The 13746-nt window shown below is 54.8% G+C and carries 19 protein-coding genes and 1 tRNA gene; 8 read left to right on the forward strand and 12 right to left on the reverse strand.

Annotated features, from left to right (window positions below; translation table 11 throughout):
- Window positions 1–28: 28 nt before the first annotated feature.
- Window positions 29–421 (reverse strand): DUF126 domain-containing protein, encoded by a 393-nt coding sequence (locus E3E28_RS08710; protein WP_167914765.1) that lies wholly within the window; start codon window positions 419–421, stop codon window positions 29–31.
- 9 nt (window positions 422–430) lie between these two features.
- Window positions 431–1591 carry an aconitase X catalytic domain-containing protein gene (locus E3E28_RS08715; protein ID WP_167914766.1) on the reverse strand — a complete coding sequence of 387 codons (1161 nt, stop codon included), beginning with the start codon at window positions 1589–1591 and terminating at the stop codon, window positions 431–433.
- A 93-nt stretch (window positions 1592–1684) separates the two neighbouring features.
- On the opposite strand from E3E28_RS08715, the gene E3E28_RS08720 reads away from it, so the two are divergent.
- Window positions 1685–1762 (forward strand) — tRNA-Met (locus E3E28_RS08720).
- A 101-nt stretch (window positions 1763–1863) separates the two neighbouring features.
- A complete protein-coding gene (locus E3E28_RS08725) occupies window positions 1864–2880 on the forward strand; it encodes a M42 family metallopeptidase (RefSeq protein ID WP_167914767.1) in 1017 nt (338 codons plus the stop codon).
- Window positions 2881–2903: 23 nt separating this feature from the next.
- Here E3E28_RS08725 and E3E28_RS08730 read toward each other — a convergent pair whose 3' ends face one another.
- The 5 genes from E3E28_RS08730 to E3E28_RS08750 form a co-directional block, all read right to left on the reverse strand.
- A complete protein-coding gene (locus tag E3E28_RS08730; RefSeq protein ID WP_167914768.1) occupies window positions 2904–3473 on the reverse strand; it encodes a hypothetical protein in 570 nt (189 codons plus the stop codon).
- 171 nt (window positions 3474–3644) lie between these two features.
- Complete coding sequence (locus tag E3E28_RS08735) at window positions 3645–4652, reverse strand: SPFH domain-containing protein (RefSeq protein WP_167914769.1); 1008 nt, start codon at window positions 4650–4652, stop codon at window positions 3645–3647.
- A 1-nt stretch (window position 4653) separates the two neighbouring features.
- Complete coding sequence (locus tag E3E28_RS08740; RefSeq protein ID WP_167914770.1) at window positions 4654–5148, reverse strand: hypothetical protein; 495 nt, start codon at window positions 5146–5148, stop codon at window positions 4654–4656.
- Between the two features lie 9 nt (window positions 5149–5157).
- The gene (locus E3E28_RS08745) at window positions 5158–6054 is read right to left on the reverse strand and encodes a hypothetical protein (RefSeq protein WP_167914771.1); all 897 of its coding nucleotides are present in this window, start codon (window positions 6052–6054) and stop codon (window positions 5158–5160) included.
- Window position 6055: 1 nt separating this feature from the next.
- A complete protein-coding gene (locus tag E3E28_RS08750; protein WP_342764488.1) occupies window positions 6056–7054 on the reverse strand; it encodes a hypothetical protein in 999 nt (332 codons plus the stop codon).
- 192 nt (window positions 7055–7246) lie between these two features.
- Here E3E28_RS08750 and E3E28_RS08755 point away from each other — a divergent pair, with 192 nt between their 5' ends.
- From E3E28_RS08755 to E3E28_RS08775, 5 genes are all read left to right on the forward strand, one after another.
- Window positions 7247–7561 carry a hypothetical protein gene (locus E3E28_RS08755; protein ID WP_167914772.1) on the forward strand — a complete coding sequence of 105 codons (315 nt, stop codon included), beginning with the start codon at window positions 7247–7249 and terminating at the stop codon, window positions 7559–7561.
- On the forward strand, window positions 7558–8352 hold the full coding sequence (locus E3E28_RS08760) for a hypothetical protein (protein WP_167914773.1): 795 nt from the start codon (window positions 7558–7560) through the stop codon (window positions 8350–8352). The genes E3E28_RS08755 and E3E28_RS08760 overlap by 4 nt, the downstream gene beginning before the upstream one ends.
- Before the next feature lies 1 nt (window position 8353).
- Window positions 8354–9127 (forward strand): MBL fold metallo-hydrolase, encoded by a 774-nt coding sequence (locus tag E3E28_RS08765; RefSeq protein WP_167914774.1) that lies wholly within the window; start codon window positions 8354–8356, stop codon window positions 9125–9127.
- An 81-nt stretch (window positions 9128–9208) separates the two neighbouring features.
- Entirely contained in the window at window positions 9209–9502 is a 294-nt protein-coding gene (locus E3E28_RS08770; protein WP_167914775.1) for a hypothetical protein, read from the forward strand.
- Window positions 9503–9632: 130 nt separating this feature from the next.
- Window positions 9633–9899: a hypothetical protein gene (locus E3E28_RS08775; RefSeq protein WP_167914776.1), complete on the forward strand. Its 267-nt coding sequence runs from the start codon at window positions 9633–9635 to the stop codon at window positions 9897–9899.
- On the opposite strand, the gene E3E28_RS08780 is transcribed toward E3E28_RS08775, so the two are convergent.
- Complete coding sequence (locus tag E3E28_RS08780; RefSeq protein ID WP_167914777.1) at window positions 9896–10348, reverse strand: hydrogenase maturation protease; 453 nt, start codon at window positions 10346–10348, stop codon at window positions 9896–9898. The two genes, E3E28_RS08775 and E3E28_RS08780, sit on opposite strands and share 4 nt — an antisense overlap.
- 110 nt (window positions 10349–10458) lie before the next feature.
- On the opposite strand from E3E28_RS08780, the gene E3E28_RS08785 reads away from it, so the two are divergent.
- A complete protein-coding gene (locus tag E3E28_RS08785; protein WP_167914778.1) occupies window positions 10459–11184 on the forward strand; it encodes a hypothetical protein in 726 nt (241 codons plus the stop codon).
- 1 nt (window position 11185) lies between these two features.
- On the opposite strand, the gene E3E28_RS08790 is transcribed toward E3E28_RS08785, so the two are convergent.
- The 4 genes from E3E28_RS08790 to hydD all read right to left on the reverse strand — a co-directional run bounded on the left by E3E28_RS08790 (window position 11186) and on the right by hydD (window position 13738).
- Window positions 11186–11425 (reverse strand): PIN domain-containing protein, encoded by a 240-nt coding sequence (locus E3E28_RS08790; RefSeq protein ID WP_167914779.1) that lies wholly within the window; start codon window positions 11423–11425, stop codon window positions 11186–11188.
- A complete protein-coding gene (locus E3E28_RS11255; protein WP_277346778.1) occupies window positions 11422–11547 on the reverse strand; it encodes a hypothetical protein in 126 nt (41 codons plus the stop codon). Before E3E28_RS11255 ends, E3E28_RS08790 begins: the two co-directional genes overlap by 4 nt.
- A gap of 113 nt (window positions 11548–11660) precedes the next feature.
- A complete protein-coding gene (hydA, locus tag E3E28_RS08800; protein WP_167914780.1) occupies window positions 11661–12947 on the reverse strand; it encodes an NADPH-dependent hydrogenase/sulfhydrogenase 1 subunit alpha in 1287 nt (428 codons plus the stop codon).
- Window positions 12944–13738, reverse strand: coding sequence for an NADPH-dependent hydrogenase/sulfhydrogenase 1 subunit delta (gene hydD, locus E3E28_RS08805; protein WP_167915372.1), 795 nt, complete (start codon window positions 13736–13738; stop codon window positions 12944–12946). The genes hydA and hydD overlap by 4 nt, the downstream gene beginning before the upstream one ends.
- Window positions 13739–13746: the final 8 nt, after the last annotated feature.

Genomic DNA, 13746 nt, shown 5'->3' on the forward strand with positions numbered 1-13746 from the left:
AATTAAAGTTGAGGGGCGAGTTAAAAAGTTAGTCCTCGACCTCAACCTCACCCGAGTCGGCGTCAACCCTGACTTTCATTCCGCTCCTTAGCTTTGAAACATCTATTCCCTGAACCATTGGGATGCCCGCTATTATCGCACCCGTTGCCACTATCGTCTCGGCTTCCCCGACTAGTATTGCCTTCGGCGCCTTTCCGTTCTTTTTGAGGGCGTAGATTACGTAGGAGCCAACGGTGGAGCCCTTTCCGCGCGGGAAGGCGAGGATTTTGCCCGCTATGCTCTGGCCTCTTATGTCGCTCTCCGCGTCGGTAACGATTCCAGTCTCGGGGTCAACCCCGCCGAGGAAGGAGAGCGGTTTTTTTGACACTATCAGCTCGCCCTCGGCCTTCCCTCCGACGACCTTCCTTCCCTTCAGCTTCATTCTACCACCTCACGGGGCTTCTTTTATGAGCCTCTCGGCGTCGTCGAGCCTTACGCTAAAGCCGAAGGAGCGGAAGTAGAAGGCACTCTTCCCGCTGTTGGTGGCTATGCCTCTGTACCAGCCCTTAATCGGCGACACGACGAAGCACGAATCAGCTATAATCCGTCCATTGTAGCGCTCTATCGTTTCGGTGTAGCCGAGCGAGTCAGATAAAGCCTTTACGGCCCTGCTCGCGGTTATGAAGAGCGGTATCTTTAGAGGCCTTCCGCGCATTCTCAGAAGTTCGGCTATCTCCTTGATTTCCATGAGGGAAGCATGCGGACAGCCGATGAGAATCATATCTATCTCACTCCAATCGTCGGAGAAACTCTCCCTGACGGCCCTAAGGTCAGCATCCTCGACTGTTATCGTCTCTATCCCGTCGGAAATCGCGGTTTTGTATTCGGGCGTTTCGCCTTCGACGTGGTAGAGCGCTATCGAACCGGTAGCGGCCATAGAAGCGCCGAGCTCCTTGAGGTAGTCCAGGCTCTCCGGTTTCAGGCCGGTTATGTAGGGCACGTCGTTTCTGAGGGCCTTTCCGAGGTGATAGCCAAGAGCGGAGTAGTCAACGAACGTCTTGACTTTAGCCTCTACCTTCACCTTCACGGTCGCCTTCCTGTTCTCGTCGAGGTGGAGTCCGTATTCCGGCGTTTTGCCGACTATGGCGGAGGCCAAGCTTGACGGCCCACCTTCGCGGTTGGTTCTGGCACCTATTATCGAGTTTGCAAAGGAAACGGCCGAGCTCTCGCTCCAAGCTAAGTGGTCGCCGAACTTCGGAAGGTTCGCCCCGTAGTAGGGGGTACAGGTGGAGGTCACCTCTATCCCCATCGTGCGGTAGAGCTCCAAAACCTCCCTCTGCTTCTCCATGAACTCATCGTCGCCTATGCCTGCAGGATTAAGCGTCGTGTAGACGCTGACCTTCGCTCCTGCCTCCACGAAGTCCCTCAGGAACTCAATGCCGGCCTCGCCGAGGTTTTTGTAGGAAACGCCGGCAATCTGGGCGCTCTTTATGGGAATCAACCGCTCCGCCCCGTAGATGTCTCCCAAAGCGACGAGGATTTCCATCGCCTTCTGGAGCGCGTAGCCGTACTCGCCGGCCAAAATCAGTTCCTCTTCCTTCGTCAGGTACATGACACCACCGAACTGAGAACGGCCTTGAAGAATATAAAGCCCGCTCCGAAAGATTTATAAAGTCTCCCTGAATGACTAACTAACGGGTCAGACAGCGGGGTGGGGCAGCTAGGAGTGCCCGCCGGGCTCATAACCCGGAGGTCGGAGGTTCAAATCCTCCCCCCGCTACCAGATTTCTCGCGTTCTCATACCGGTATCTTGAAGCTCTATCAAGTTCCATCGAGGCCGATGTTCTTTTTAACCCTTCGAACTATTTCTCAACGGTGGTTTCGATGGAGCGCGTCGTTGAGATTCTGAGGGAGATTCTGGAGATTCCGTCCCCGACCGGCTACACGAGAGAGGTCCTCTCGCACATCGAGAAGAAACTGGGCGGGGCCGGGATAAAGACCCGCTACACCAACAAGGGAGCACTTCTCGCCTACAACCACCCGGAGCCAGAACTCGTCATAGCGGGCCACGTGGACACGCTTGGCGCGATGGTGAAGGGGATTTTACCTGACGGACACCTGAGCTTCACGAGAATCGGCGGGCTTCTCCTCCCGACGTTCGAGGGCGAATACTGCACGATAATAACCCGCTCCGGGAAGAGGTTCAGGGGGACGCTCCTCCTCAGGAACCCGAGCGTTCACGTCAACAGGGACGCCGGAAAGAAGGAGCGCAAGGAGGAGAACATGTACATTCGCCTCGACGCGGAGGTCGAGAAGAAGGAGGACACCGAGAAGCTCGGCATAAGACCGGGCGACTTCGTAGCCTTCGACCCGAAGTTCGAGTACGTGAACGGCTTCGTCAAGGCCCACTTTTTGGACGACAAGGCGAGCGTCGCGGTGATGATTGACCTTCTCCTTGAGCTGGCGGACGAGCTTGAAAAGCTCCCCGTGGCGTTCTTCTTCTCGCCCTACGAGGAGGTCGGCCACGGCGGTTCTGCAGGTTATCCATCAACGACGAGGGAGTTGCTCGTCGTTGACATGGGCGTCGTCGGAGAGGGGGTTTATGGGAAGGAAACTGCCGTTTCAATAGGAGCCAAAGACTCAAGCGGGCCCTACGACTATGAAATGACGACCAAACTCATCGAGCTGGCCGAGAAGAACGACATCCCGTATGTGGTCGACGTCTTCCCCTACTACGGCTCCGACGGTTCAGCCGCTTTGCGGGCCGGCTGGGACTTCAGAGTTGCCCTCATCGGGCCGGGAGTTCATGCCAGCCACGGGATGGAGAGGACGCACGTCAAGGGCCTGCTCGCGACGAAGGAGCTGATAAGGGCCTACATAGAGGATAAGTTTGGAGTTTAATTTGGTATTCTTTTCCCTTTGGCTCACACTGCCGTCATGTTCAGGTTAACGGAGTCCACTGCGCCGAGTGCAATGCCCGCGACGAGTAGAATGACCGCTGAGACCCATCCCGGGAGTTCCAGAACGGCAATGGGGAGGAGAACCCTGAGAAGAAATCCTGTAGGGGTAGTGAAGTCCAGCCACCACGTGGCGGGCCTTTCCAGAGTTGAGAGGGCCTCCACAAGGTCGCCGTCGAAGGCGTCCGTGTTCACAATCCCCACCAGAAGTCCGGCTCTGACGTCCGTTTCCAGGGGATAGCTACCCACGTAAACGAACCTTGGGAGTTTCTCCGGAAAGCGTGAGAGCCCTTTGAGAGCCATCGCAATGTTGCCGTCGTCGGTAAAGACCCTTGTCCTCCCGAGGTTGACCTGGAAAGGAGAGTTTCTGATGGAGGATATAGCGCGGGTTTCCCTGTAAAGCCAGTACCCCACAACCCCAGCAGTCATTGCAACGGCCATTGCAACCGCGAACGTTTGGGATAGTGGCTTGAAGACCCATAACACAACGAGCAGAAAACCGACGTTGAGCCCTACGAACTCTGGGAGGGGCTTCATCCTGACCACCTTCGGTCGCCCGAGAGCGGTTAAATGACGGGATTCGGGTATTTAAGGGTTTCTTCGTTATTTTTATCGCCCTAAATGTCACAAACCTCAAATTAAACTTTTGGAATTTGTGACTTGTTGTTGTCCAGAACAGTGTCTAAGCAAATATAATGAAAGAGGGGGTCATTCAATCTTCGCACCGCAGACCGGGCAGAACTTCGCCCCCTCGGGAACTATGTGGCCGTTGGGACACCGCTTGATTTCGTGCCCGCAGTAGGGGCAGAAGCGTGCCCCCGGTGGAATAGGTTTACCACAGTAGGGGCATATCTCCTGTTGCGCTGGCTGGGAGGGAGCCGTTTGCTGTGGTTGCTGGGGAGCTGGAGGTGCGCCGGCATAGGGCTGGGCCGGGGCCTGCTGGACGGGCTGAGCTGGCTGGGCCGGTTGCTGGAAGAGCTGGGGAACGAGCACCATTCCGGTCCCGACACTCGCGCCGGGGCTCTTTCCGAGCTCTGCTGCAACTTGCTTGACGGTGTCCATCTGCATAACCGCCTGAGCATTGCCCGTCTGCATGAGCCAGAAGAGCCTCTGGCGCCACTCATCGGTGGTGTTAACGCCCTCAATCTTAACATCGACCAGCTCGAGGCCCAACCTGCGGAAGTCCTCCATGAGCTTTATCTTAACCTGCGTGCTGACCATGTCAAGGTTCTGGAAGAGGTCGACTATCGAGTAAGCGCTGAGATGCTTCATCATGCCCTCGTTGAAGTAAGCCCTGATGAACTTGGTAACGTCACTGGCATCATACAAGCTCTGACCGCCGACAACCTCGGTGATGAAGAGAACCGGGTCCGCGACCTTGAACCAGTAGACACCGTAGTACTTGACCGGCGCTAATTCTTTCGTCTGCGTTTCGCCACCGTAGCGCCCCTGGAACTGCTTCATGCTGACGAAGATTATCGTTGCCTTGAAGGGGCTGTTGCTCCCGCCGACGAGCTTGTATAGGAGTGGCAAATTCTGCGTCGTCAGCGTGTGCCTTCCGGGCCCGAGAACGTCGTAGATTTTGCCGTCGCGCATGAAGACTGCCACTTCGTACTCGTGGACTATGAGCTGGGCACCCCACTTTATGACCTCGTTCGGGTACCTCCAGATTATCTCGTCCTCACCCGGGTTGACCCATTCGATTACCTCAACCATTTCACTCACCCACCGCGAAGCTCATCCTCTGACTGAGGACTTCCTCAAAGTTCACGAGCTTGTCGTCGAGGTTGAGAACTGCCATGCCAAGGGCCTGAGGATTCGCCACCTGGGCGTTTAACGCTTTGGCCTCGTTAAGTATCTCCTCAGCGAGCTCAATCATCTTGGCGTCGTACTCGATGAGCCTTTCGAGTTCCTTCTCCTTGAACTTGACCCTGTCAAAGTAACCGCGGTAGCCGGCCTCGGCGTGCTTCACTCTGCTCTCAAGCATCATGAGCTTCTTCCTCAGGTTTTCAATGCCCATAAGCTGTTGGCAGTTCACCATGGCGCACCTCTGCAGGGCCCTTTCAAGTTCCCTCTTTGCCTGCCCCAGAAGGTCGGCCACCTTTCCCCTAATCAATCTGTCGTCTTCCCTGAGGAGTTCCTTCTTCTTGTAGCCGTGGAAGCCCGGCACGATAAGTTCAAGCTTCTCCACAATCGATGTTTCCTTCCCCATCTTATCACCTCAAATCGGCTGGAAGTAGAGGTTTCCGGAGCGACCCTTTATTACACCGCTCACGATTCTCTTCTTCACGGCGCCTTTAGAGCCTATCCCCCACGCGCCGACCGCCCCGGGAATTAGGCCACCCAGCAGGCCGAAGGGCGTTCCAAAGATTGCCGACGCTATGAACCCGAGAACCGCCCCAGCCCCGATTACGCCCATCGCCATCGCACTGGCCTTCTTTCTGGCACCGCTTTCAAGGGGGTATTCCGCTGAGACGACCCTTCCGTCGGTTCCGTCAACGTAGCCCCAGTATTCCTTTCCGGCATACTCGTAGCGGAGCTCCCAGAGCGGGTAGTGGACGAGACCGAGGTACCTTACTTCGAGTTCGAGCTCGTCCTCGCTGACGCTCTTGTCTTCTTGCCTCGCCTCCCCAATTAGGGCGTTTATCAGCGCGACCCTCGCGAGCTCTTCGGCCTTCTCCTTCGGAACTTCGGGCTCGTAGTAGTGACCCTTCTTGACGACGTCCTCACTGAAGAAGACCTTGCCCCTAATCGGGAACGGGTAGCCTTCAAGGAGGGTCTTGAAGGGCGAACCCGCGGGAATCCCCATGAACTGAACTTCCTCAACGGTCGGCCAGAGCTTACTTTTTCCGTGCAGGTAGAAGAAGTAAACCGGAACCCAGTGGAGTTCTTTCTTGGTTATCTTTGCCCCCGTTATGTCGGCCGGAGCGCCGTACTGCCTTGAGAGGAACTTCAGCAGAACGCCACCGGCGTCCTTTCTCATCGGCGGGAAGAAGAAGTGCTCGCCGGTTTCCTTCGTGTGAACGTGGAAGGTCGTTCCGCAGTAGGGGCAGGTGGCGACCTCAACGGTGTCGGGAACCTTGAAGGTTGCGGAGCAAGTGGGGCAGGTAACCTCCATTTCAACCACCCCTCTCAATGCGCTGGCCCTCGAGGACCTTGAAGCCGAAGTATCCGCTCAGAACCGAGCCGAGCCCTATCGCTATCCCCGTCAGCGCGTAAGCGCTCGCCGCGGCACCGTAGGCCCCACCGATGGCCCCTATCAGGATTCCGAGGGCGACGCCACCCATGTACTCCGCCCGCCTGAGGGTTGACATCGGTTCCGTCGAGGCGACCCTCTTCCCGTCCCAGCCAGCGAAAACCGAGTGGTATATCGAGTTCTCGAACTTGTAATAAACCGTCCACATCGGCAGGAGAACGAGACGGGTGTTGCTCGGTTCCTCGGCCTTCACGTCAAAGCGGTCTATTCTGTCGGCCTTGGCAGAGTAGCGGTTTCTAATGACGTCTATCGCATCTTCGCGCATCATGAGCTTCGCCTGCTCTTCGTCCATCTCAGTGTTGAGTATCTCAAGCTTGAGCTTCTCCCACTGCCCCTCGTCGAGGTCGAGCAGGCGCCTTTCCTCCGGTCTCGTCTTGGAGTAGTGCTTTATGATGTCGTCAACTCCAAAGCTCGCCACCTGCCTTCTGGCCGGGCCTATCAGGTGCAGGGTCTCGCTCACAACGTCGTGGTAGTGCCTCTCGACGGTGTGGCACCGCGTTTCCGTGTTTCCCTGGCTGTCGGTGTAGGTTTCACACTCTTCCTCTCGGACGGTGTAGTCCACATCACCGCTCACGTAAACGTCACCGACCCAGTATGGTGCGTAGTGGCCCTCAACACCGACAACCTGAATCGAGTCCTTAATCCGCTTGAGGTCGAAGTCCTTCTCGACCATACGCCAGAACGCTTCCGCGATTTGGTTCTTGTTGAGCGAAGGAACAAGGAACATGTCCTCAGTCCTGAGGTTTCCGGTCAGGTGGTTCGGAAAACCGCAGTACGGACAGACGGCAACTATGGTTTCAGGGGACACCTCAAGTGGAGCCCCACAGCGTTCACATTTGAAGGCCTCCATAGGCATGGGCATCACTCGTCTTAGTTATGTTGAAACTCCTTTTAAGGATGTCTCAGGGCCTTCGAACCTCAATCCAAACATCCGGTTTGAACTTCAAAATTCGAACTTTTTTCTGAATCTTGGCAAATATGGAAACCAGAAGGTTTAAGAAGCGAACTTCCTGATTTTGGTTATGAATCTACAAGTGCGTTTAGGTGATGGACAATGATGGTAACAGGCACCAAATCATCTGGAAGGGGCACATTCCTCTGGAGAATCAATCCCTTTGAGGTTATAGCTTCAATCTGGAAGGACGTCGTCGAGGGCTCCAAGGTCGCGGTTCCCCACGCCGTTGGCACCATGAAGACGAGCCACGGTTCAGTGGTGGAACTCGAACTCAGCGTGGTTCTCTACCCCTCGGAGAAGAGGCTCGTCGTGAAGGACGGTGATGAGGTGCACTTCCTGTTTCCGGTAAGCCCAGCCGAGGGCCCCGAGGGACTCTACGTTAAGCTGATAGAGGCTCTGGGGATGATAGCATGAAGCGCAAGGAAGCCAGCGTTGAGATAAAGTCCGGTATGGAATCCGTTGAGGCCATACTCCACGACCCGGCACAGTTCATAACAAACTGGCCCTACGTGGTCAAGGTAAGGGGCAGAAATCCCGTCGTGGCCGAGATAATGCTACCCCGCTTCGTCTTCAAGTTCAGGGACACCTACGAGTTTGAGTTCCACGAAGACTACAACAGCCACATCTACGAGGGAAGGGGAAAGAGGGGCAACCTGACGGTTGTGATAACCCTCAAGGAATGGCAGAAGTATGTTTCAGCAGACGTTGAGCTCTCCTACTCAGGTAGGGGCGAGTTCTTCCTCGGGAAGACCCTGGAGATACTCGTCGAGGGGATAGCCAGAAACCTCAAGGAGCTGGCGGAGGCTTCAAAGCCACTCGAGGTCGGCAAGAAGACCGAAAAGGCCATACTCGAAGTGGATTTCTCCGACCCCATGAGCGTCGCCAACTTCTTAGCTAAGGCCAAGATGGTTCACAGCGGTCTACACGTCATCCCCGAGGGAGGCTTCTTCAACGTTCTCAACGAGATTCTTGAGAAGGCGGGCAGTGAGGTTCTCTACCTCTCGGGAATAACGTCCGATGGAACCAGCGGTTTCAAGGTGCTCGTTAGGGGCAGTCAGGTTCTGGCCGTTGAGTTAAGGAACGGAAGCGAGGTTAAGACCCTCAAGGTTGAGGGAGAGGACGGTGTTAGGGAAGCCGTTGAGCTCCTTTCAAAGGTTTCCGGGGCCTACATGGTGAACGCGTGGGTCCCCGCTGGAGGTGTTTGAGATGATTAGGAACATGAACAGCTACCCGCTCTACGACGACGGGGAGCACAAGGTTTACTGGCTTGGAATTGAGGAGAGCGAGGACGAGAAGGGAATACTGACCAACCAGTACCTCGTCATTGACGGAAACGAGGGCGCGCTTATAGAGCCCGGCGGGTTCTTCGTGTTCTCCCGCGTGCTCAAGAACGTCTCCTCCCTGATTCCCCCAACACAGATTAAGTACCTCATGTACTCGCACCAGGACCCCGACGTAGTTGCGGGTCTAAACCTCTGGTTCGAGTACGCGCCACTGGCGAAGGTCGTCATCTCGGAGCTGTGGGTGCGCTTCATTCCGCACCTTGCCGTAATGAGCGCGGGCAGAACGGTAGGAATCCCTGATAAGGGTGCCGAGTTCAAACTGGGAAACTCGACCATAAGGGCAGTTCCAGCCCACTACCTCCACAGTCCCGGCAACTTCGCCTTCTACGACGAGAAGAGCGGAATCCTGTTCAGCTCGGACATTGGAGCCGCTGCATTCTCGAAGGACGAGTGGTACCTCTTCGTTGAGGACTTTGACGAGCACACAAAGCACATGGAGGGCTTCCATAAGAGGTATATGAGCTCAACGAAGGCCCTCAGGGCATGGGTCCGCTCGGTAAGGAAGCTTAAACCCAAGATGATAGCGCCACAGCACGGGGCGATATTCAGGGACGAGGACGTTGGCAGGTTCCTTGACTGGCTCGATTCGCTTGAGGTTGGAATCGACGCCTTCGAAGAGGAGTTCTACGGGGACTGAGTTCCCCCAACCTTTGGTTTTAAATGAAAATTTTTCAAAGTGCTTTTAAATGACGTACGTCATCTAATCCCCGGTGGTCCCATGAACCCGATGGAGAAGGCGTTCGAAGAGGCTATGAAAAACCCCAAACTCCGGAAGAAACTGCGAGTGAAGGCCTTCCTCTCGCTCCTGCTCCTCGTAGGGTTCCTTGGAGTGGTCTTCATAACAATCGGAACAATAATCGCGAGCAAGAACGGAACGTTCCTTGGAATGACTCACCTGGACTTTCTCAAGCTACGCGCCCGCTACGGTCTCTTCATGATGACCCTGATAACAATACACATAATCATGAACAGGAGCATAATGCGGAGGGAGTTGCGACTCCTCTTTGGCTGATTCGTTTAATTTTTATCAAACTTCATACGTTTTTTGAGGAGCACTTGACATCAAGCCAGTGATTGGTTAACAAGAAAACACTTTCCTTTTACAAAAGATTTTTAAAAGTCCATGACACTCGTCATAACCGGTGGTAGAGATGGCAGGAAACGGAAAGAGAATAGTCAAGACGAAGGCAATAATATCGTCGATACTGATAGCCCTCTACGTCGGAGCAGTGTTTCTGACGATATCGAGCGCAATCGCCGCACACAGGGGAAGCTTCCTCGGCGAGCCCGCTAAGAAACTCCTCCAGCTCCACGTGCACTACGGAATGGTCATGCTGGCCCTCATAGCAATCCACCTGTACCTGAACTGGGGAATGTTCAAGAACGAGCTGAAGGTTCTCAGGTCTTAATCCCCCGCTACAATTTTTTCGATGAGCTCAACAGCTTTGGGAACGGCTTTTTTGACCTCCTCGCTGAGCTCGGTTCCGAGGTCAATCTCCTTCGCAACTATCCCAACGAAGTGAACCTCCGCCTTAGCGAGCCTCTCGTCGAGCTTCATGAGAAGCTTAAGGCCGTCTATCGCCCCCATGAAGTGCGCGCTCCTTATCTCGGCCCTTAGCTTCTCGAAGACATCCTCCCCTTTGAGGTGTATAACTTCTCCCGGCTTGAAAGTCTCGCTTAGAATCGCGTCAACGATTATAATCCTCTCCTCGCCGTTGTAGTGGCTTGATAGCATGAAGATGTCGGTTCCAACCTCAAGGACGTTGTAGCCCTTCTCGGCGAGGATTCTGCCAACCTTGAGCCCAACCCCGTCGTCCTTCATCAGCTCGTTTCCAAGGGCAAGTATGAGCGTTCTCATCTCCTCTCCCCGCATTAATTGCCACAGGGGTTTATGAGTCTTATCGAAACCCTTATATACTCTTTGCAGTAGTTACAATCGTCTCAAAATGAAAAGGGAGGGATGTTCCGATGATGAGAAAGATTGCACCGCTGTTTCTGGTGCTTGTTGTTTTCTCAGCGGGTTGCCTCGTCCAGACAGGTGGCAAGACCGCATCATCAAGCTTTACCCTCAACGTGACCTACACGCCGTTTAAAGTGCCCCTCAACGTGACGGTTGTCGCGATTAACGTGAGCGCTAACTTCATCGGCTACAAGAGCCTTGTCATAAACGATGTCTACCCTGCCGTACTGATAAAAGTGGGCCCGGATGTAAAGAACGTTTCCGCCTTCAGAATCTCGAAGGACGTTTACATGATTCCCCCGTACCTGTTTAATAACTCCCTACGGACGTACTCCGCAACGGTGTGGCTCAAGAACGGTTCCATTGCGATAGCGAACATAAAGTTCTCTGGAACTCCAACAAAAGTCGTTGACATGGTAGTCAACTACGATGTCGAGAAGAACGGGACGCACTACATCGTCAGGCCCATAGGTTGGTCCCTGAAACGGATAACCCTCTGGAACGAGACCTTCAACGTAACGGTTGAACTGCCGGAGCCAATTCAAATCGTCAACGCCCCCACTGTCGAATTCAAGAACGATACCTACGTCCTGCCCGAGGTCTGCAAAACGACGAGCGGTGGAGTTACAGTAATCTACAGATACTCCATCGGCGAGATTCACATTGTCGGGCCGATGGAAGATGCCTTCGTCGGGAAGGTGTACTTCCCCTGCGAGAAGATGGCGGAGAAGTGATTCAGGAAATCAGCTCAACTTTTTCTTTCTTTGCCGGTTCGAAGAAGTCCTCGTCGAGAGTAGCCAAGGCAAAGCCGTGCTCGATGCAGGTCGCGAGAATTAGTGCATCGTTCGGGAGCATGGCGTACTTTTCGATTAGTTCCATTGCTTTGAAGACTGTTCTCTGAGAGGATTCGATAAATCCAAAACCCTTCAGTGCCTTGAAAACGGCTCTAATACTCCACAAGGAGAGAGCTGTCAATCAGCAATTCCCTCATAAATCTCCCTCTTGAGCTCTTTCCAGCTCTTGTCGGTTTTCATGATTCCTTTGAGCTTTTTCATGTTCTCAAACAGTTCGTCTTTGTGGGAAAGATACCAAGCCATAGCCTCGACGTCCTTCTTAAACGTCCCTGAATAACAACATCCACGATTTCTTCGGCCATAGTAACCCCTGATGAGTTCTATCTTCGACTCTCTATAAAAAATTTGAGAAGAGCTCAGAGCTTCGCTACATGGACAGAACAGGAGATGCACGGGTCGTAAGCCCTTACCACCATCTCGGTGAGGAACTTAATCCTCTCGGGGTCGTCGTTGTAGTGCTTCTCGGCCATCATCCTGACGTGCTCCTCCATCATGGCGAGGTTGAAGGCCGTTGGCGTTATGATGTCCGCGTAGGCGACCTTTCCGTCCTTCACTTCGAGCGCGTAGACGAGGATTCCGCGTGGTGCCTCGGTCGTGCTGACGCCGAAGCCGTCCCTAACTTCTACCTCGTCCCTCGGCCTTATCGGCCACTTTGCGAGGGCCTCGTCAAGCAAATCGATTCCGCGCTCGATGAAGTAAACGAGCTCAAGGGCCTGGGCAAGATTGTTGGCGAAGGGGTTCGTTGGGCGGAGAAGCTCCTTATGAGCATCGTAGAGTTCCTTCGCCCTGCCGTAGAGGAGTTTCCAGTTGTTGACGACGCGCGAGATGGCACCGACCATGAAGGGCTTTCCGTGGTAGTGGGAGTGCTTGGCGAAGCTGTGCTCGACTACGAACTCCTTTATGTGCTCCTTATAACTCTCGCTCGGGAACTCGTTTCCGTCACTGGCCTTTATGTAGTCGCCGTAGATGCCATAAACATCGTTCCTTGGCTTCACGGCGAGGTGCGTTATCGGTCCCTCGACCTCTTTGTACTGCTCAAGCTTGGCGAAGAGCTCGAAGGTGTATTCGGCCTTTGGAAGGGCTTCCTTAAGTTTATTCTTCATCCTCTCAAGGGTTTCCCTGCCCGGAAGCTTTCCGAAACCACCGAGGACGACGTTCTCCTGGTGTATGGCCCTCGCGCCGAGCTCGTCCATCATCCAGCTTCCGAGGTTCTTGAGGTCGAGCGCTATGCCTATCTCCTTCTTGTACTTATCGACCATGTGGAGCGGTCCGGAGTAGCCGAGGTAGTCCGGCAGGACGAGGAGGTAGAGGTGGAGTGCGTGGCTCTCAATCATGTCCCCTATGTAGAGGACCTCCCTCAGGGCCTGAATCTCCTCGCGTGGGGTGAAGCCTATCGCCTTCTCGGCCGCTTCCACGGCGGTGAGCTTGTGCGCCGCTGAACAGAAGGAGCATATCCTTGGGTAAACCGCGAGGGCCTCGTCGAGCTTCTTGCCGATGGTTATGGCCTCGAAGAACCTCGGCCCCTCTATGATGTTGAGCTTGACCTCCTTGACGCCATCCTCGCCGATGACTATCTCGACGCCACCCTTGCCCTCTACCCTTGCGATGTGGTCAACGGTGATTGGCAGGTAAACGTTTTTCATGAGCCATCACCCTCAAAGATTTTCTCAACCATCTCCTCAAGCTTCTCGTTGTGGGCGTTGAAAATCTTCATCCTCTCAAGGATTTCCTCCTTGGTGAGGCCCTTCTCCTTGAAGACCCTCGCGAGGGAGTCGAACCAGGCAACGTCGTAGCCTATCGCGCCCCTGCAACCGATGCACGCTATTCCAAAGCCCGGACACCTCGCGTCACAGCCGGCCCTCGTTATCGGACCGAGGCAGGGCTCACCCTTCTCGAGGAGCACGCACGGGTTGCCCTTCAGCCTGCACTCGAGGCAGACCGGGTAGTCTATATCTTCTGGCCACGAGCCGACGAGGAACGTTCCGAGGGCGTAGAGGAAGTCCTTCTTCTCCGGCGGACAGCCGTAGATGTTGTAGTCTACCTTGATGTACTTCGAGACGGGCTCGGCCATCTTGGGCTGGAACTTGACCTTTCCGTCGCCGTAGACGGTCTTCCAGAGCTCCTCAAGGGGCTTGTCCTTCTCCCAGCTCTGAACCCCGCCCTGAACGGCGCAGGAACCGACGGCCACCACTATCTTCGCGTTCTCGCGGATTTTCTTGACGAGCTCAACCTCTTCCTCAGTCGAGACGCTACCCTCGATGAACGCGATATCGACGGGCTCGTCCTCGACGCTGTTCCTGTCGAGCATGTACCAGCAGACTATCTCGGCCTTGGGAAGGAGCTTGAGCAGTTCGTCCATCATCGCCAGCTGGAGCTGACAGCCGTAACAGCTCGTTAGAGCGTAAAATCCAATCCTAACTTTCTTCTCCTCCATCGCCACCA

This window comes from Thermococcus sp. 21S9, assembly GCF_012027635.1.
In the GTDB taxonomy this organism is placed as follows: Archaea; Methanobacteriota_B; Thermococci; order Thermococcales; family Thermococcaceae; genus Thermococcus.